Below are 20,243 nucleotides of genomic sequence, written 5' to 3'. Positions count from 1 at the left end.
ATTTGGAATTTGATTTTTATCTATGGATGCTACTTCTAAACTGTTTATTTTTATGATTCTGCTGGCGCTGATTATAGGTGCGTTGGTTATAAAGTTCAAAACACAGCATAATCTTGAGACGGTCTATAAATCAAATGCGCGATACTATCCACATATTACCGACGAGACAGTTCTAAAAAAACCGCAAAAACCTAAAATAATTACCAACCAATGACCAAAAAACTCACTATTTTTTGTTATGCTTTTGTAGCAGGTGTTGCCGCAGCGATGATACTTCATCCAGCAACGATTCCAATAACAACCCAAACGATACTCTGGACATTTTCAGGTGTTTGCGGTGTACTTTACATACTTTTCAAGAAAACAAAATATACTACTCTATTTTTGATTCTAACACCTGCATTTTTTGCCGCTGCCAATTACTACAAAAAAATAGATATCTCAGGTAGAAACCATATTTCACAGTTTGTTGATACCAATTTTTTTGACCGAACCATTTTAACCGGCACAGTTGTCAGAGAACCGGATGCACGCGATTTTCATACTAAACTTACAGTAAAGCCGGAACTGATTGAAAAACCATCTAAATCCGGCTGGGGCATTATAAAAAGTAGCACCACATTCACAGGTAAAACCGGTTATGTGCTTGTATCCATCTATCCTGCAGTTGGTGACTTCTATTATAATGTTGAATATGGCGACAGAATAAAAGTAGATGCTGCGTTGCTACCGCCATCAGTATTAAAAAATCCAGCTGGGTTTGATTACGGAAGATATCTTAAAGCCAGAAATGTTTATGCAGTGATGTATGTCAAAAATCCAGAATATATTCAATATCTTGGTAAAGGTGAAAGCGGCTGGCTAACCCAATTTGCGCTAAAATTGAAACGAAGATTCCTATTAACTATAAGAAAAACAATGCCGTATCCTTACTCGGCATTTTTAGGTGGTGTTTCGCTCGGTTCCCGTGGTGGTGTGCCTGATAAAGTAAAATACGAATTCCGCGCAACTGGCGTCGCACATGTGCTCGCAGTTAGCGGACTCCATGTTGGGTTCGTCCATATTTTGCTGTTGATGCTATGCCGGGTTTTTAAGGTGCCTAAAAAACCTACCTGGTTTGTAGTCGTTTTCGGATTGTTAATTTTTACAATAATTACCGGCGCATCACCCGCAACACGCCGTGCCGCATTGATGTCATCAATAGGTCAGTTCGCGTATACTTTCGGCGGGTTCGGAATGCGAATGTCAACCGTGATTACAATACCAGTCGCTGCATTTATCATTTTGTTTTTTGACCCGCTGATGCTGCCTGATGGCTCGTTTGTGTTGTCATTTATGGCTGTATGGTCTCTGGCACATATATCTCGTCCTGTAGAAGATGTATGCAGATTTTTAATGCGTGGCTGGTCGTTTCTGGTAATACTGTTGTGGATTTTGCTCTCTACAGGGCTCGCAGTAACCAACCCGGATATTTTTGTGAATAAAAATTTTCTGTCAGGATTCCTGATTCTATTAGGTTTATCAGTAGTCGGAACAAAAATTTTGAACAACAAATATCCACTCAAAAATTTTGATTTCCAATCTCTGCCGAAACCGTTTGTTGTATTCACATATTCTCAAATTGCTATACAGATTGGGATGATGTGGCCGCTTTCAGCTGTATATTTTAAACAGTTCCCAATCGCAGGTGTCTATGCAAATTATATCGCTATACCATTAATTGGCTACATAGTTCAGTTAGGACTGATTGCCGATTTGTTTGAACTCGTATTTTCAGCAGTTGGGCTATCAGCGCTCGGCTTAAAAATAGCATTCTTGATAAACTCTACAAACTACCTTTGTTCTAAACTGTTTATGGATATGGCGCATTTTTTTGCCGTCCGATTCCCATACCCGTTTGTTGAAATACCAACACCAATAGAACTTGTTTTGTATTATATCGCTGTCTTGATTTTTGTGATGTATAAGCCGGTTTTTTATCTGTTAGAAGGTGCGTATTATCAACTAAAAGATATCCTTTCTGTACCAGAATTAAGAAAAAAAATATGTTACGGGCTTGTTGTATCTGCTGTTATCGGGCTGGTAATATATTTTAATTTTTCAATTAGTCCAATTGGACTAATTGAAAAATTACAGGTTACATTCTTTGATGCTACATTCGGCTCATCTGTGATTATTCAGACACCACAAGGCAAAAATATACTGATTGATGGTGGCACAGGTGGTGGTAACTGGAATTTTGGCACTTCAACAATTCTGCCTACTTTTTCTAAATATAAAATCAGAAAACTTGACCGATTGATTCTGACATCGCTTGAAACCGGCCATATCGGCGGGCTCCCCGCAGTTATTGAAAAAACACCGATAGCTGAAATCTGGAGTGTATTAGACCCCCAAAAAAGTTCACTTGAAAACACATATTCGGAATTTTTATCAGCAGTCGGTGATTGGAAACTGCAACTTGCACCATTTAATAAAAAAACCAGCCAGTTCTACACAGATTATTACGAGTTCTTAAAAACAATTTGTAAAAATTCAAACAAAAACCTGCCACAAAAACATTTTCATGCTTCCGCTGGTAAAATAATCTATCAGGAACAAAACCTAAAACTTTTTGCATTATGGCCACCTGCTACTGGATTTCAATCAGCAGATGATATTACTAGTAACAATTCAGTTGTGCTACGACTTGTATACGGCAAAATCTCGTTTCTGTTCACATCAAATATAAAACGGGATGCAGAATGGGCTTTGATTGATGCCGCATCCGATACATTAAAATCAACAGTTTTGCTGGTGCCTTCACACGGTGATAAATACGCATCAACAAATGAGTTCATAAGAGCGGTCTCGCCTGAACTTGTGATATTGCAGTTCGGCTATCTGAAAGGCAGCAGTTTCTATGAATCTGAACTAACCCCAACACTCAAACGATACGCAGTTTGTATCAGTAGCAGTAATTTCTGTCGGACGGATACATCAGGTAGCGTGGTTGCTATTACTGATGGTGAAAAATATAATTTTACAACTAAACTCGGTATTACTGGTTTCGGTGTCGCATCTATAGAAAGTGAAACAAGTAATGGTGAAAGTTTGAACATAGAACTCCAATAAATTAAAATGTGAACCTTAATAAATTCACAGTTAAATCACAGGAAGCACTTGCAGAAGCGCAGGCGGTTGCAGAGGAACATCACAACCAGCAACTTACTGATTTGCATCTACTTTTTGCATTGATTGAACAAAGCGACGGAATAGTTCCAGAAATTTTACAAAAACTTTCAGTTGACATTTTGCATCTAAAAAAAGAGGTTGAAAAAGAAATTGAAAAACTGGCAAGAGTAAATGGCTGCGGTCAGAATTATTATTTGTCTAATGAACTTGCCAGAATAATTTCTGAAGCAAAATTAGAAGCAGATGCATTAAAAGACGAGTTCATATCAACCGAGCATCTTTTTCTTGCGATTTCAGAATCAAATACGAAATCAAAAGAGATAATTTTCAGATACGGCATAACAAAAGAAAAGATACTTAAAACACTTGCTGAAATGAGAGGAAATATGAAAGTTACTGACCAGAATCCGGAAGATAAATATCAAGCGTTAGAAAAGTACACAAGAAATTTGACTGAACTGGCGAGAAAAGAGAAACTTGACCCTGTAATAGGCAGGGATGACGAAATCCGTCGGGTAATGCAGGTTTTATCACGCAGGACAAAAAACAATCCTGTTTTAATTGGTGAGCCCGGTGTTGGCAAAACCGCGATTGCAGAAGGGCTTGCTCGTCGGATTGTTGCAAGCGATGTGCCTGAGATGTTAAAAAACAGGCGAGTGCTTGCGTTAGATATGGGTGCATTAATTGCAGGTGCTAAATTTCGTGGCGAGTTTGAAGACCGGCTTAAAGCGGTACTAAAAGAAATTGTTGCCCGAGAAGGCGAGATAGTGCTTTTTATTGACGAAATTCATACGCTTGTAGGTGCCGGTGCGGCTGAAGGCGCAATTGATGCTGCGAATATTATGAAGCCGCTTCTTGCCAGAGGCGAACTCCGTTGTATTGGTGTGACAACATTAGACGAATACAGAAAACATATTGAAAAAGACGCAGCATTAGAACGAAGATTTCAACCAATAATAGTTCAGCCACCAACGGTAGATGATACAATTGCGATTTTAAGAGGGCTCAAGGAAAGATATGAGGTCCATCATGGTGTTAAAATCAAGGACGCTGCACTTGTTTCCGCAGCGGTCTTATCAAACAGATATGTTTCAGATAGATTCTTACCAGACAAAGCGATTGACTTGATGGATGAAGCATCCTCGCGGTTGCGGATTGAAATTGATTCAATGCCGTCGGAACTTGACGATTTAGAACGAAAAATCAGGCAGTTAGAAATTGAACGGCAGGGGCTTCTGAAAGAAAAATCAAAGACGGAAGAAGTAGGTGTGGTAAATAAAAAACTTGACGAATTAAAAGAAGAACGAGACCAATTTTCTAAACAATGGCAGAAAGAAAAAGAAGTAATCACAAAAATTCGTGAACTCAAGCAGGGAATAGAAAAAACAAAAATAGAAGAACAACAAGCAGAACGAGTTGGCGATTTAGGGAAGGTGGCGGAATTGCGGTATGGTAAGATACGCGAATTACAGAAACAGTTAGATGATGAAAACAAAAAACTGCAAGAAATCCAGAAAAATCAAAAACTGCTAAAAGAAGAAGTTGACGAAGAAGATATCGCAGAGGTTGTTTCAAAGTGGACCGGTATCCCCGTCTCAAAAATGCTTGAAACAGAAACACAGAAACTTTTAAGAATGGAAGAAGCGCTCAAGAGACGGGTTATCGGACAGGACGATGCGATTGTTGCTATTTCAAACGCAATCAGACGTTCAAGAAGCGGTCTTTCAGAGCCAAATAGACCAATCGGCTCGTTTATATTTTTAGGTCCTACAGGTGTAGGCAAAACGGAACTCGCTCGTGCACTTGCCGAATTCCTATTCAACGACGAAAAAAATATGGTTCGTATTGATATGTCTGAATATATGGAAAAGCATACGGTTGCGCGGCTTGTTGGTGCGCCACCAGGATATGTCGGCTATGAAGAAGGCGGGCAGTTAACAGAAACAATCCGGCGGAAACCGTATTCAGTGATACTTTTTGACGAGATAGAGAAAGCACACCCTGATGTGTTCAATCTGCTATTACAGATACTTGAAGATGGTCGGCTTACAGATGGTCATGGTAGAACCGTTGACTTCAGAAATACTGTAATTATTATGACATCTAATTTAGGCACAGAGTTTTATCAAAAAACAGTCTCACAGGTTCTGGAGTTTATGGAAAAAGAAATCAAAGAGAAACTACTCGCTGTTTTGAAACAATACTTTCGGCCTGAGTTTTTGAACCGGATAGATGAAGTTATTATATTTCATTATCTTACAATTGAGCATATCAAAAAAATTGTTGACTTGCAGATAGAACTCGTGAATAAACGGCTTGCTGATAAAAAAATTACAGTTGAACTCACCAACAAAGCGAAAGAGTTTTTAGCGAGTATCGGGTTTGACCCTGTGTATGGTGCCCGTCCGTTAAAAAGAACCATACAGCGAGAGATAGTTGATATATTGAGCCAGAAAGTGTTATCTAACGAGATAAAAGAAGACAGTAAAATAGTCGTTGATAAACCTGCGAAATCTGAGAGAGTTGAATTCAAAGTAAAATAAAAAAAAGTAATGGTAAAAAAAATTTTGAAAAAAATACGATACTTGCTGTTATTAATTTTTATCTTTTCTAATTCGTTATCTTGCATTTTCCCGCAAAACAATGAATTCGGCAATAAAACATCTTCAAAACGAGTACTTATTGTATCTGAGAAAAGCCGGTTTAGCGACCCGGTGATTTCCAAAGTTATAGGTATGCTGCTGAAAGACGGTTGCTATATTCTATTAAGTAACACCAAAAAACTTACTGATGCTAAAACCCAGGAATTCGGTGCTGTAATTTTAGTTAATGAAGTGAAACCAAAACAGAAAAGCCGGCGAGTAAAAGTATTTTTGAGTCAGCAGGAACAAAAAAAAATTATACTGCTTAATGCAGTTGGGAATGACTACTGGAAGGGTAGTGGTGGCGGCGGTGACAGTGTAGGAAAGCAGATAGATAATTCCGGCAAAATAGCAAACAGTTTAGTTACCAAAGTTCGCCAGTTCCTGAAAAAAATGGGGCCGGAGGAAAATCATTGAACTTTCTTTTGACGGGATTAACAGGATTTTATTTTTTGCACTGAATTTCACAGAAACTCACAGAGTATTCTATTAAGTTTTTTGCTTTCAGTGTTATTCTGTGTATTTCTGTGGCTGTCTTTTTATCCTGTAAATCCTGTCAGAGTCTTTTAAAAAAATACTATGAAAGCGATGGTATTAAAACAATGCTGTGATCTCAACAAAAACAAGAAACCACTGGAACTAATGAAATTGCCAAAACCTGTTCCTAAAGAGAATGAAATTTTAGTAAAGGTTTCAGTATGTGGGGTTTGTCATACAGAATTAGATGAGATTGAAGGCAGAACACCGCCACTTAAATTCCCGATTGTTTTAGGTCATCAGGTTGTCGGTAATATAGAGCAAATGTGTAATATTACACAAATGAGTAATATAGCAGAAAGATTTAAAGTTTTAAGAATTGGAAAACGAGTAGACGGGTTTGCACTGCTGGAAATACTATTAGCCGCAGTTATTGTGGTAGTTTTATACTATTTTGTTTCCAGGATTTAGTTCAAAAAGCCGTCACTTGATAAACAGGCGGAACAAACACTGACAGAACAGAATATAAGTACCAGCAGTTATCCAGGGATGATAAAAGATGTACAACAGCAGATAAATGAGTTTAACACTGAAGCCCAAGAAAGACAAAAACAAATTGAAAGTGGAGTAGAAGGAACAGAACAACAACTTGACAATCCTTAATTTTTAAATATAATCTATTATGGTAATAGGTAAGTTTTGCTGAAATTTGTAGGCGTGAACTTTATACCCGACTTTCCGCCGGAGACGGATACGCCTGTGGCATGACAGTCGGCAAAAAAAAGATTCTGACAGGATTCACAGGATAAAAGAATCAAAAATCCTGTTAATCCTGTCAAAGGCACACATGCAAATAACTATTGAAAATATTGAAAAATCATATGGTCGGCATAGAGTCATAAACGGGCTCTCGTTAAATATGCATAACGCTGAAATCGTCGGTCTGTTGGGTCCTAATGGTGCTGGTAAAACTACCACATTTCATATCATTGTCGGTTTAATAAAAGCGGATTCAGGCGATATTTTTTTTAATTCTGAGAATATTACTAATCTCGCAGTTCATCAGCGTGCCCGTCGGGGGCTTGTCTATCTAGCGCAAGAATCGTCAGTTTTCAGAGGTTTAACAGTTCAAGGGAATATTCTATCAGTACTTGAAATGTTTGATTTAACTGACGAGGAACGCCAAGACCGCTGTGAAACATTGCTAAACCAGCTCAGCATATATCATTTGAAAGATAGATATCCACATACGCTTTCGGGCGGTGAACGACGGCGAACTGAAATCGCACGAGCATTAGCGATAAATCCAAAATTTATATTGCTTGACGAACCATTTGTCGGTATTGACCCTATTACAGTTACTGATATCCAGAATATAATAAAAGAACTTAAAAAATCAGGGATAGGGATTGTCTTAACTGACCACAATGTTCGTGAGGCATTAGAAATTATTGATAGAGCATACATAATTTACGATGGTAAAATTTTAATAGAAGGAACATCACAGCAACTTTTAGAAAGTGAAGAAGCACGAAAAATATATCTTGGCGAAAAATTCAGAATGTAAATTTCGGAGGACAAATGCTGGTTAACATCAGAGCAAAAAAACTGAAAGTTTCCGCAGTACTGGCTGACTATATCAAAACAAAAATATCAAAATCTGAGAAATACTTTTCAGGAATAAATAAAGTAGAAGTTTTTTTGAGTAAACAGAGATACCTGTATACAATGGAAGTAATCATTAGTATTACAGGACGGACAATAAAAATAAAACAACAGGCAGCTGATTTCTATTCAGCAGCCGATATAATATCTGATAAAATTGAACAACGGGTTAAAAAAGAAAAAGAAAAAATGAAATCACATAGGCAATCTGCCAACTTTTTAGCAGACAATAAGTATCTTCAATCAGAACAAATCTCGATTGACTTGAATAAAAGAAAAATTAAGCCAAGCAGTTCAAGTGTTGACGAGGCGATAGAAATTCTGGAAAGCAACAACTATTATACATGCTGGGTTTTTGTAAATAAAGATACCAAAAAACTATCCGTAATATATAAAAAATCGGATTCTAATTACGAATTGATAGAAATTATAGGAGGTTGAGCAGTATGAAAATTTTAGATTTTCTGTCTGAAAGTTGCGTGATAACGGAGTTAACAGGGAAAACAAAAAAAGAGGTAGTAACTGAACTCGTAGAGATACTTGCAAAGAAGAAACTGGTAAAAAACATTGATAAAACAGTAGAAGCGATTATGAAACGCGAGAGTACCGGCTCTACTGGTATAGGACAGGGTGTCGCAATACCACATGCAAAAAGCGAGGACATTACAAAAATAGTTGCTTCACTTGGGCTGTCTAAAACAGGAATTGATTTTGATTCGCTTGATGGCGAACCTGTATATATAATATTTCTGATGGTTGCCCCGCCGGAATCTATCAGTGAGCATCTTCAGGCAATTGCAAAAATTTCGCGTCTGTTGAAAGATAAATTTTTCCGACAATCACTCAGAGATGCTCAAACACCACAGGAAGTAATCAAGATAATAAAAGAAGAGGATGAACTATAAAGGCAAGTTAAAGGGCAAAGGTTAAAGGGTAAAATTTCTGGATATTATTTTAATTTATACCTTTAATTTTAACCTGATTTTATGATGGACAAAAGTATCACTATCAAGGAACTATTTGAAAAGAAAGAAACAGAATTTTTGCTTGAAATCGTTGCCGGTGCAGACGGTTTTCATAAAAAAATTACCGTTGCTGATATGAATCGGATGGGACTTGTATTAACCGGTTTTTTTGATTATTTTCCATATCAGCGTATTCAGGTTCTGGGGTTGAGTGAGATGACATATTTGAAATCACACGAAATTTCTAAACAGGTTTTTGACAGGATTTTTTCATATGAGATTCCAGCAATAGTGATAACGAGAAATTTAGATGTACCAAATGAGTTTATCCGGCTCTCAAAAGAACATAATATTCCATTACTGAAAAGTGCGTTAGAAACCGGGCGGTTTATAACAGAACTAACTTTGTTTCTTGAAGATGTGCTTGCGCCGTCAGTTGTGAAACACGGCGTGCTTATCAGTGTTTCAGGTATGGGTGTTCTGATTTTTGGCGACTCATCAATTGGGAAATCAGAATGCGCACTGGAACTTATAAAAAGAGGCCATGTGCTTGTTGCAGATGATGTTGTAGAAATTAAAAGGCGGCCTGGCGATATTCTCATCGGTTGCGGAGAAGAGCTTATCAGACATCATATGGAAATAAGAGGTATTGGAATTATTGATATACGGAATCTGTTTGGTATTTTTGCAGTTATGGACTCTATACAGATTGATTTAGTGGTTCAACTTGAACACTGGAAAGGTGAGAAAGAATACGAACGGTTAGGGTTAGAAGACAAGTTCACAGATATTTTAGGTGTTCGTGTGCCTGAGATAACAATACCTGTCAAACCCGGACGGAATCTTGCTGCACTGATAGAGATTGCTGCGATGAATCAGCGGTTAAAACTCAGAGGTTATCATGCAGCACAGGAATTAAACAAGCGGCTTATAGAGACAATGAAAGAAAAAAATAATCCCTAATAACGGCACCGAATAGGAACACCGAATAAACCATAATAAATATTCGGTCACATTTGGTAAACATTCGGTAAACATTTGCTAAACATTTGGGAGTGAGCGAAGCGAAAATGAAGACACAATTTTTTATAATCACAGGCATCTCAGGTGCTGGAAAAAGCCAGGCAATCAAATGTTTTGAAGATTTAGGCTTTTTTTGTGTGGATAATCTACCACTATTTTTACTTGAAAAGTTTGTATCACTTACTGTTGCCTCAAAAGAAACAAGATATAAAAAAATTGCACTTGGAATAGATATTAGAGAAGGTGAAAATCTTGCTGATTTCCCGAGAATTATTTCAGACCTTGCGATAAGACCTCAAATCGTATTTATTGATGCATCAAATGAGACGATTTTAAGGCGGTTCAGTGAAACCCGTAGAAAACATCCACTTGGCCGACTGGTGGCAGAAGCGATAAAAACAGAACGGGCGATACTATCAAATATAAAAGCACAGGCGTCAAAGGTAATAGATACTACGGAGTTGACACTTCAAGGGTTGAAAGAAACAATCGCAGGGTTGTTAAAAATTTCACAAAAAGAAGAGATGCGACTTACTGTGATTTCGTTTGGATACAAGTATGGCATCCCGTCAGATGCAGATATAGTTATGGATGTGCGGTTTTTAGCAAATCCAAATTATGTGGCAGAACTGAAGAATCGGACAGGGAACGAGAATAAAGTAAGAAACTATCTGCTGCATTTTAGCGATACCAAGAAGTTTATCAAACAATTTTTTAGTATGATTTCAGAAATTATCCCGAAATATATCAAAGAAGGAAAATCATATCTTACAATCGCGATTGGCTGTACAGGAGGGCGGCATCGTTCAGTAGTAATAGCAAACCAACTCAAAGAATATCTTGTGAAAAAAAAGTTCGCTGTGATATTAAAACACAGAGACATTGAAAAGACAGGTTAAAGGTTAAAGGGTAAAGGGTAAAATTTCTGGATTTTATTTTAATTTATACCTTTAATTTTAACCTTTTATTTATACTTTTTACCTGCCTTCATAGGGGGTTTTATGGCAAAAAATCCATCATCACCGATGGGCAGAAAAAAAGAAGAGGGAACAGGGCAGTTGTATATTGATACCGGCTATGCAATACCGGAAAGATATGATGAGGACCGGCTTGTGGTTTTACCAAGAGACCCGTACTGGATGTTTGCTTATTGGGATATAGCAGATAAGACAAAAGCAAAAGTCAGAAAAAAATACGGGCGGGATATTTTTGGACAATCCCAAACGGTTTTGCGTGTGTATGAAGTTTTGGGACAAAAATCGGTTATCAGCAAAGATATTCCTGCAGCAGTTGATACTCGGAACTGGTATATCAAAGTGGATTCTCCGGGTAAAAGCTGGTATGTTGAACTCGGCTTAAAAACAAAAGATGGGAAATATATTATGCTGTTGAGATCAAATACCATCTCGCTACCCGTTGGCAGAGTTTCCGATATCACAGATGAGCAGTGGATGCTTATCCGTGAAGATTTTGAGAAACTGCTAAAACTTTCAGGTGTTGATAGAATAGGTATCGGCTCGTTAGAGATGGCGAAGTTTTTAGCAAAACGCTGGGAATTTTTAGGGATGGTTTCATCCGGTGCGTTTTCAGGTATCTCATCACGTGGTTTCAAAATTCCACAGGTTGGTTTACGAAAATTTTGGCTTCTTGCAGATGCCGAGTTGATTGTTTACGGTGCGACAGAGCCAACTGCGAATATATCCGTGAATAACAAGCCGATAAAACTCAATCCAGATGGAACATTTTCTATACGGGTTGATTTTCCTGATGGTAAAAAAGAGTTTGTAATAAAAGCGGTTTCTGCTGATAAAATAGATACGAAAAAAATTACAATCACCGCAGACCGAAAGACAAAATAAGGAACGCAGATAGAAAACGCAGATGACCGCAGATGTTATCAGCGGTAATCAGCGTTTAAGAATCAGCGGTAATCAATGTTTATGGAAAAAGGGTATCTTTGTTTGGTGTTACATGCACACCTGCCGTATATTCGGCATCCGGAATATGACGATTTTTTAGAAGAGGACTGGCTGTTTGAGGCGCTCACAGAAACATATATTCCGCTTTTGGATATGTTTGAACGGCTGATTTTAGATGGTGTTGATTTCCGAATCACAATGTCATTAACACCTACATTATGCGGGATGTTTGCAGACGAACTTTTACAGAACAGATACCTTAAACATTTGGATAAACTTGTTGAACTTTCAGAACGCGAATTATCAAGATGCCGGAACCACCATCGGATATTTTACAACACGGCATTGATGTATAACCGAAAATTTAAAAAATGTCGTGAAGTTTTCAGCAGATATAAAAAAAATCTGCTTTCAGGTTTCAAGAAAATACAAGATGCTGGCAAACTGGAAATCATCACCTGCTGTGCTACTCACGGCTTCTTACCACTGATGGGCGATGACAGTGGTTGGAAATCTAAAAGCGCACAGATAAAAATCGCAGTCAGCGACTATACAGAAAAGTTCAAAAAGAAACCGAATGGGATATGGCTTGCAGAATGCGCCTACTATCCTGGTGATGATAAAATCTTAAAAGAAAACGGTATCCGCTATTTTTTTGTAGAAACACACGGTGTACTGTTTGGCACACCGAGACCACGCTGCGGTGTGTTTGCACCGGTTTACTGCCCGTCAGGTGTTGCCGCATTTGCACGAGATATGGAATCAGCACATCAGGTCTGGTCTGCTGAAATTGGCTATCCAGGCGATTACCGGTATCGCGAGTTTTATAGAGATATCGGCTATGACCTTAACTACGATTATATTAGCCCGTATCTACATTCCGACGGTATCAGACGAAATATCGGTATCAAGTATTACAAAATCACCGGGAATGTGCCACTCTCAAATAAACAGCCGTATAGTTATGATGATGCAAAAGAAGCCGCAGCAACCCATGCGGGCAATTTTATGTTTAACCGCGAAAAACAGGTTGAGTATTTGATTGACATAATCAAAAGGAAACCGATTGTTGTTTCTATGTATGATGCCGAGCTGTTCGGACACTGGTGGTATGAAGGTCCGGAGTTTCTTGAATTTTTGTTCAAGAAAATCTATTACGACCAGAAAACAATAAAAACAATCACACCGTCAGAATACCTGAAACGCTATCCAGATAATCAAGTGATTCAACCTTCTATGTCCAGTTGGGGTGATAAGGGCTACAACGAAGTCTGGCTCAATGGCTCAAATGACTGGATTTACCGGCATCTGCATAAAGCAGCCGAAAGAATGATTGAACTTGCTCAAGCGAATCCGGCTGCTACGGGCTTAACAAAACGGGCATTGAACCAATCAGCAAGAGAACTTGTGCTTGCGCAATCTTCTGACTGGGCGTTTATTATGACTACCGGCACAATGATTCCATATGCGCTTAAACGAACAAAAGACCATATATATAACTTCACAAAATTATATGAGCAGATAAAAAAGAACCAAATTGATGAACAGTTTTTAGTCTGGCTTGAGAATAAAAACAATATATTCCCGAATATAGATTACAAAGCATATCTGTAAAGGCAATTAAAAATTAAAAATTAAAAATTAAAAATGCTTTCTACCACAATTTTACATTTTGCATTTTACATTTTTAATTGATTCTATTATGGTTGGCGTAATTATTATCACGCATGGCGATTTTGGCGAGAAATTGCTTGAATCTGCACAGAATATAATAGGCACGCAACGGCTTGTGGCTGCAATATCAATCTCATATGCTGAAAGCCCTGCAGTTGTTAAAGAAAAACTTGAGAAACAACTTATGTCATCAAATCTTGCTGATGGCTGGCTTGTCTTGACTGATATGGTTGGCGGGACACCTTGTAATGTATGTATGACATTTGTTGAAAAATTAAAGGATAAATTGGCAGTCATAAGTGGTGTGAATATGTATATGCTGCTATCCGTATTCACACATCGTGAAATGCTGAACCTGACTGAACTCAAAAACAAAGTTATAGAAGATGCACAGGCATCAATAATGGATGTAAAAGAGAAGTTTCTTAAACTACACCCGAATAAGTGCACCGAATAGAGACACCGAATAACTATACCAAATTATTCGGTTGTATTCGGTATCATTCGGTTTTAATTTGGGTAGTAAGCGAAGCGGACAATGTCAATAGTCCTTATTAGAATTGATGACCGACTCATACACGGTCAGGTGATAGAAGGCTGGCTTAAAACGATTCGTGTGGATAGAATACTTGTAGCAAGCGATGAGGTTGCTAAAGATGAGCTGCAGAAACAACTTATGGCAATTGCAATCCCGGAAGATGTAAAACTGACAATTACAGGGATTGATGATTCAGTAAAAATTATCAATGATGGACATAGTACAAAAGAACGAATACTTGTGCTTGTGCCAGATATTCAGAGTGTATTAAGAATGGCAGAACAAAATGTGGATATAGAATCTGTGAATCTTGGCGGACTTCATTGGTCTGAAGGTAAAAAGCAGTATCTGAAATCGGTCTCGCTTGACGAACAGGATATCGGGCATTTAGAAGAAATAAAAAAAAAAGGGATTGAAATAGAAGCTCGCGCATTGCCAATGGACGACCGGATAGATATATTAAAGTTGATAGAAGAACAATCCGGCAAAAAATAAATGAACAAAAATATTGCCTGTTCTGGAAGTTTCTGTTTTGTGCTACATAGCCACTTGCCTTTTGTTAAGAAAGCAGGTGTATGGCCGTTTGGTGAAGAGTGGCTATTAGAAGGGATGCTGGAGACATATATCCCGCTTTTAGATATTTTATACGAACTGAAAGAACAAAAAATACCATACAGGATAGTTATCGGTATAACACCGGTGTTAGCGGAGCAGTTAGCAGATGAATATTTCTTGAAACGGTTTGAAGAATTTATGTCTGCTAAAATACAGCGTGCATCGTTTGATATTGACAAATTTTCAGCAAGACATCAACCTGAGTACAGGCAACTATCAGAATTTTATAAAAATAATTTTGTAAAAATACTGGATAATTTTCATAATAAATATAATAGAAATATCATTACAGCGTTTAAGAAACTGCAGGATGATGGCAATATAGAAATTATAACATCAGCTGCCACACACGGCTATCTGCCACTTCTGTCAAGAAATTCATCAGTATATGCACAGTTAAAAATCGGGATTGATACATACCGAAAACATTTTGGCAGAAAACCAAAAGGAATCTGGCTACCAGAATGCGCCTACCGAGGTGGGCAAATTGTTCATATCACAAAAAACGAGTCGTATTACAGACCATCTATAGACGAATTGCTCGCTTCACTCGGTATTGAATATTTTATTGTGGATAGTCATGCGATAGAAGGTGGTGAAGCGTATTGGGGCGGGAAACGAAGCGGGATTTATGGCGAGATAAAAGCACCTGCAGTTGACTATACTAAAAAAACAGGCCGGAATACAGCTATCCCGTATCTTACAAAATCAGGTGTTGTCGCATTCGGCCGAAACAGAGAAACAGGGCTGTTAGTATGGTCTGGTGAATACGGTTATCCAGGTGATGGCAACTATCGTGAGTTTCATAAAAAGGATTATGATTCCGGGTTACAGTACTGGAAAATAACCTCTACAAAAATAGATTTAGGATTAAAAGAAATTTATCAGTATCAAAATACGGTTTGCAGAATTAACGAAAATGCAGACCATTTTAATACTGTGGTTGAACGAATCCTTGCAGATTACAACAAATCTACTAATGAGTTTGGAATGGTTATTTCACCATATGATACTGAACTGTTCGGGCACTGGTGGTTTGAAGGGATAGAATGGCTGAAACAGGTACTTATTAAGACATCTAAAAATCCAACAATCTCGTTGATGACACCATCAGAATATCTCCAAAAATATCCACCAAAATTGGTTGCTGAACTGCCGGAATCTTCATGGGGTGATGGCGGTGGGCATTATGTATGGTTTAACGATGAGACAAAATGGATGTGGCCTTATATTCACGATGCAGAAGTTCAAATGGAAGATATAGTCCAAAAATTTATACACGGTGATGTTTCAACAAATACAACCCGAGCACTCAATCAATCAGCACGCGAGTTGCTACTGTTACAATCGTCTGACTGGCCGTTTCTTATTACTACAAAACAGGCAAAAGAATACGCAGCAGAACGGTTCCTTCAACACTATAATCGGTTCTGCCGACTTGTCTCTGGCTTGAAAGAAGGGGGAGGGATGGGGGGTAGAACTGAATCTGCAGAATTTCTCGGGTTTTTAACTGAGATTGAAGAAATAGATAGTGTATTCACAGAAATTGATTACAGAAAATTTGCTCGTCGTGAACCACCGGCAAGACGCAGATGATCACAGATAGAAACGCAGATGACCGCAGATAAAATCAGCGGTAATCAGCGTTCTCAAAAAATGAAAAAAATAAATTTTATTTTTGGTGTCCACAATCACCAGCCAATTGGGAATTTTGATAATGTGTTTGAACATGCGGTGAAACAGGCATATCAGCCGTTTCTGGATGTTATAGAAAAACATCCGACAATAAAAATCGTGTTTCATTATACCGGCTGCCTTATTGATTGGCTTGAAGAACATAAACCAGAAATTCTTGTCCGATTACAAAAACTTATTGAAAACAAACAGGCAGAAATATTGACTGGTGGCTACTACGAACCAATACTACCAGTAATTCCTGATAGAGATAAACTCGGGCAGATAGCAAAACTTACAGATTATATAAAAAATAAATTCGCATTTACACCCAAAGGACTGTGGCTGGCAGAACGGGTTTGGGAACCATCACTTGCAAAGATATTGAACGAGGCAGGTGTTGAATTTGTTGTGCTGGATGATGCACATTTTTTAGCAAGTGGGATTGACGAAAAAAAGTTGCGTGGCTATTTTGTTACCGAAGAACAAGGTGTTCAACTCAAAATCTTTCCAATCAATCAGAAATTAAGATACCTGACACCATTCGCATTACCTGAAGAGTCAATAAAGTATCTGCAAAATGAGATAACTGACGACCCTTCAACACTGCTGGTGATGGCAGATGATGGCGAAAAATTCGGGCTCTGGCCTGATACCTACAAAACCTGTTATGAAAAAAAATGGCTTGAAAAATTTTTTACAATGTTAGAACAAAATGCTGACTGGCTCACAACAACGACTTTCTCTGAATATCTAAATCAATTCCCAGCAGCAGATAGAATCTATCTGCCAACCGCATCCTATTTTGAAATGTCTGAATGGTCGCTACCAGCGAAATCGCAGGTTGATTTTCAAGCGTTAGCAAAAAATGCAGATAATAACTTAAAACGATTCCTAAAAGGCGGTATCTGGCGTAACTTTTTAACAAAATATCCGGAATCAAATAATATGCATAAAAAAATGCTGTATGTGAGTGAAAAGATTCGGCAGATAAGCAGGATAGCGGATAAGCAGGTAAGTAATAAAAACAGCAGTTCGCTTAACCGCTCAACCGCTCAACCGCTCAATCATCTGTATAAAGCACAGTGTAACTGCGCATACTGGCATGGTATTTTCGGTGGATTATATCTTCCACATCTGCGTTACGCCGTCTACAAAAACCTGATAGAAGCAGAACAGAAGTCAGAAGTCAGAAGTCAGAAGTCAGAAGTGGAAATTGTTGATTTTGATAAGGATAGTTATGATGAAATAATTATGTCATCCAAAAATTTTAATATCTATGTAAAACCTTCATATGGTGGTGCAGTTTTTGAGTTAGATTTTAAGCCGTTGCATAACTCCCCTATAAATCTTACCAATATACTCACAAGACGATATGAAGCGTATCATAAAAAAATAGACCTCGCAGTCGTAAAAAAAGTGGAGGAAGTGGGAGATAGTGAAACGGATGCAATACCATTGCCTGATATGGTTTTTGCAAAAGAAGAGGGCTTGAAAAATTATCTGAAATACGATTGGTACAATAGATATTCGTTATTAGACCATTTTCTGCATCCTGATACCACACTTGAAGCGTTTTCTAAATGTGAATATGGTGAGCAGGGCGATTTCATAATAGAGCCGTATAAGTTTGAACTCAAAAAAAAGGGGGGTGTGGCTGTAATACTTGAAAGAAACGGTAGTGTCTGGTGTAACAACAAAAAATATCCTGTTCGTGTTGTAAAAACAATAAAACCATCTATAAAAAATACTATATCGGTTGATTATAAAATAAAAAATCTGGCTGATGAAAGCATATCGCTCTGGTTTGGCTCGGAGTTCAATATCTCATTCTCAGAACCTGAAGTAGAGAATTTAGTTTCCCCATCCACCCCATCCCCCCCCTCAAAAAAGTTTGTTGTAAAAGATAACGGCTATAATTTTATGCTTTTGTTTGAATTTTCAGACGAATGTGAAATATGGTCTTTCCCAGTTTATACCGTCTCATTGTCTGAAGCAGGGTTTGAAAAAATGTATCAGCAAACTGCAATATTCCCAAATTGGAAATTTACACTGTTGCCAAAAACAACCTTGCAGACCAGTTTCAAACTTACAGTCTCAAATTTTAACCTTTGACCTTTAACCTTTAACTTGCAGTATTGAAATGGATTTTATACCGATTCTCAAAATTGCTGCTGTTGGCTCATTACTAAGTTTAGATGCGACTGTCATCGGGCAGTTTATGGTTTCTCGTCCGATAGTTGCTGGACCTGTTATAGGCTGGTTCTGTGGTGATATTAAAACAGGTCTGCTTGTTGGTGTCTTAATAGAACTTTTATGGATAGGCGTAGTGCCAGTTGGTGTTGGCGTCCCGCCGGATTCAACTATTGTCTCAATTGTAGCAACTGCGCTTTCGTGTAATAAAACAGATACAGAATTAGCATTAGCGATAATTCTGGCAGTCCCGCTTGGGATAATTTTCAAACGGCTGGATATTATGCATAGAAAATATAACAGGGTTTTCCTGCCTGTTGTAGAAAACGGGCTTTATCACGAAAAGTATTATTTATTAACTGTGGTTATATGGTTGAGTATTTTTTTTACTTTTGTAAAAGGTTTTTTATCGTTAATTATTTCAATTTTGTTGTTACAGATTGTTCTGAATTATATACTGCCAGTTGTTATTTCACAGATAGAAATCGTTTCAGGATTAAAAATATTTTTGCTACTGCTGCCTGTGTTAGGATTGAGTTCGTTTTTAGCAGGTTTTGTTAAATGAAAAAATGTAGTGTTATAAAAACTTTCTTTCGGTCACTGCTGTTACAGGCAGTTTGGAATTTTGAACGAATGCAAAATGTCGGGTTTCTGTATTCAATTTTACCGTGTCTGAAAGATATCTATAAAGCCGATAAGAACCAGCTTAAAAATTCGGTATTAAGACATTTTGAGTTTTTTAATACACACCCGTATATCGCGAATACAATTATGGCTATTATAATTTCGTTAGAAAACGAAAAAAATATAGATGATAATCTAAAATCCCAACATATCAAATCGCTAAAACTACATTTAGGCGGCCCACTTGCCGCAGTTGGTGATACACTGTTCTGGGCACGAGTCAGACCGCTGTGTGCACTAATAGCGATTGCCTGTTTTTTTGGTAAAGATGAATCGCTTACTAACTTTGCCACCCCATTCCCCCCCTGTATACCGGCAGTTATTTTTCTTGTGTTATACAATATCCTGCATATTTTTTTCAGAACTTTCGGGTTCTGGATAGGATTAAAATACAAAACAGGACTTGTTAAAATTATTAGTAGTTTTAAGTTCGACAAAGTCTCAAAAGTTTTGCAGATTATCGGGCTTGTTATAGGAGTTTTTGTTTTGCTCAGGTATCTTATGCTGACTGAAGAGTACTTGTTAGGGTTGACTGTATTTGGTATTACATTTATTTTGATAAGAAATAATATTTCTGTAACCAAAGTTTTCTGTGGGTTGGTTATTGTAAGTATAATTCTGGCTTATTGCCAATTTTTATGATAGATAAAACGCTAAAAATAAAAAATAAACTTGGACTGCATGCGCGACCTGCATCACTGTTTGTCCAGACAACAGCAAGATTTAACGCAACTGTAAAAGTTATCAAAGACGGTCAGGAGATTGACGGGAAATCTATCATGGGCTTGATGATGCTTGCAGCTGGGCTCGGTTCTGAACTCCATATTTTAGCAGACGGGGCTGACGAATCAGAGTTAATAACTGCACTTGAACAATTGATAGACCGAAAATTTGATGAAGAATAAAAAAGGCAGGTTAAAGGTAAAAGGTTAAAGGTAAAAGGTTAAAGGTAAAAGGTTAAAGGTTAAAATTTTTGGATTTTATTTTTATTTTAATTTAC

The 20,243-nt window shown here is 37.7% G+C and carries 19 protein-coding genes; all 19 read left to right on the top strand.

From position 1 onward, the window contains the following. The first annotated feature begins 22 nt into the window (after positions 1–22). The 19 genes from AB1349_03285 (at position 23) to AB1349_03195 (ending at position 20,148) form a co-directional block, all read left to right on the top strand. Positions 23–214: a hypothetical protein gene (locus AB1349_03285; protein MEW6556358.1), complete on the top strand. Its 192-nt coding sequence runs from the start codon at positions 23–25 to the stop codon at positions 212–214. Continuing rightward, positions 211–3,114, top strand: a complete 2,904-nt coding sequence (locus AB1349_03280) for a ComEC/Rec2 family competence protein (protein ID MEW6556357.1) — start codon at positions 211–213, stop codon at positions 3,112–3,114. The genes AB1349_03285 and AB1349_03280 overlap by 4 nt, the downstream gene beginning before the upstream one ends. Positions 3,115–3,122: 8 nt before the next feature. After that, positions 3,123–5,717, top strand: coding sequence for an ATP-dependent chaperone ClpB (gene clpB / locus AB1349_03275; GenBank protein MEW6556356.1), 2,595 nt, complete (start codon positions 3,123–3,125; stop codon positions 5,715–5,717). Positions 5,718–5,726: 9 nt separating this feature from the next. Further along, complete coding sequence (locus AB1349_03270) at positions 5,727–6,233, top strand: hypothetical protein (GenBank protein ID MEW6556355.1); 507 nt, start codon at positions 5,727–5,729, stop codon at positions 6,231–6,233. A 171-nt stretch (positions 6,234–6,404) separates the two neighbouring features. Beyond that, on the top strand, positions 6,405–6,764 hold the full coding sequence (locus AB1349_03265; GenBank protein ID MEW6556354.1) for an alcohol dehydrogenase catalytic domain-containing protein: 360 nt from the start codon (positions 6,405–6,407) through the stop codon (positions 6,762–6,764). Between the two features lie 376 nt (positions 6,765–7,140). Continuing rightward, positions 7,141–7,860 (top strand): LPS export ABC transporter ATP-binding protein, encoded by a 720-nt coding sequence (gene lptB, locus AB1349_03260; GenBank protein MEW6556353.1) that lies wholly within the window; start codon positions 7,141–7,143, stop codon positions 7,858–7,860. Positions 7,861–7,874: 14 nt separating this feature from the next. Beyond that, positions 7,875–8,399, top strand: a complete 525-nt coding sequence (raiA, locus tag AB1349_03255) for a ribosome-associated translation inhibitor RaiA (protein ID MEW6556352.1) — start codon at positions 7,875–7,877, stop codon at positions 8,397–8,399. Between the two features lie 5 nt (positions 8,400–8,404). Next, on the top strand, positions 8,405–8,863 hold the full coding sequence (locus AB1349_03250; protein ID MEW6556351.1) for a PTS sugar transporter subunit IIA: 459 nt from the start codon (positions 8,405–8,407) through the stop codon (positions 8,861–8,863). An 84-nt stretch (positions 8,864–8,947) separates the two neighbouring features. Then, positions 8,948–9,886: an HPr(Ser) kinase/phosphatase gene (gene hprK / locus AB1349_03245; protein MEW6556350.1), complete on the top strand. Its 939-nt coding sequence runs from the start codon at positions 8,948–8,950 to the stop codon at positions 9,884–9,886. Positions 9,887–9,993: 107 nt separating this feature from the next. Further along, positions 9,994–10,845, top strand: a complete 852-nt coding sequence (gene rapZ, locus AB1349_03240) for an RNase adapter RapZ (protein MEW6556349.1) — start codon at positions 9,994–9,996, stop codon at positions 10,843–10,845. Positions 10,846–10,947: 102 nt separating this feature from the next. Beyond that, positions 10,948–11,805 (top strand): DUF4912 domain-containing protein, encoded by an 858-nt coding sequence (locus AB1349_03235; GenBank protein ID MEW6556348.1) that lies wholly within the window; start codon positions 10,948–10,950, stop codon positions 11,803–11,805. Positions 11,806–11,886: 81 nt separating this feature from the next. Further along, positions 11,887–13,479, top strand: coding sequence for a 1,4-alpha-glucan branching protein domain-containing protein (locus tag AB1349_03230; GenBank protein ID MEW6556347.1), 1,593 nt, complete (start codon positions 11,887–11,889; stop codon positions 13,477–13,479). Between the two features lie 88 nt (positions 13,480–13,567). Next, positions 13,568–13,996, top strand: coding sequence for a hypothetical protein (locus tag AB1349_03225; protein MEW6556346.1), 429 nt, complete (start codon positions 13,568–13,570; stop codon positions 13,994–13,996). Positions 13,997–14,077: 81 nt separating this feature from the next. Further along, on the top strand, positions 14,078–14,572 hold the full coding sequence (locus AB1349_03220) for a PTS sugar transporter subunit IIB (GenBank protein MEW6556345.1): 495 nt from the start codon (positions 14,078–14,080) through the stop codon (positions 14,570–14,572). Further along, positions 14,573–16,288 (top strand): 1,4-alpha-glucan branching protein domain-containing protein, encoded by a 1,716-nt coding sequence (locus AB1349_03215; protein MEW6556344.1) that lies wholly within the window; start codon positions 14,573–14,575, stop codon positions 16,286–16,288. It begins immediately after the preceding gene. A gap of 60 nt (positions 16,289–16,348) precedes the next feature. Next, positions 16,349–18,481: an alpha-amylase/4-alpha-glucanotransferase domain-containing protein gene (locus AB1349_03210; GenBank protein ID MEW6556343.1), complete on the top strand. Its 2,133-nt coding sequence runs from the start codon at positions 16,349–16,351 to the stop codon at positions 18,479–18,481. Between the two features lie 28 nt (positions 18,482–18,509). Continuing rightward, the gene (locus tag AB1349_03205) at positions 18,510–19,124 is read left to right on the top strand and encodes a PTS sugar transporter subunit IIC (GenBank protein MEW6556342.1); all 615 of its coding nucleotides are present in this window, start codon (positions 18,510–18,512) and stop codon (positions 19,122–19,124) included. Continuing rightward, a complete protein-coding gene (locus AB1349_03200; GenBank protein MEW6556341.1) occupies positions 19,121–19,885 on the top strand; it encodes a PTS system mannose/fructose/sorbose family transporter subunit IID in 765 nt (254 codons plus the stop codon). Before AB1349_03205 ends, AB1349_03200 begins: the two co-directional genes overlap by 4 nt. Continuing rightward, positions 19,882–20,148 (top strand): HPr family phosphocarrier protein, encoded by a 267-nt coding sequence (locus tag AB1349_03195; protein ID MEW6556340.1) that lies wholly within the window; start codon positions 19,882–19,884, stop codon positions 20,146–20,148. The genes AB1349_03200 and AB1349_03195 overlap by 4 nt, the downstream gene beginning before the upstream one ends. Positions 20,149–20,243: the final 95 nt, after the last annotated feature.

Source organism: Elusimicrobiota bacterium (assembly GCA_040757695.1).
Classification (GTDB): Bacteria; Elusimicrobiota; UBA8919; order UBA8919; family UBA8919; genus JBFLWK01.
Note: the sequence above shows the minus strand (reverse complement) of the source record. Positions and strands in the feature narration are given on the sequence as shown.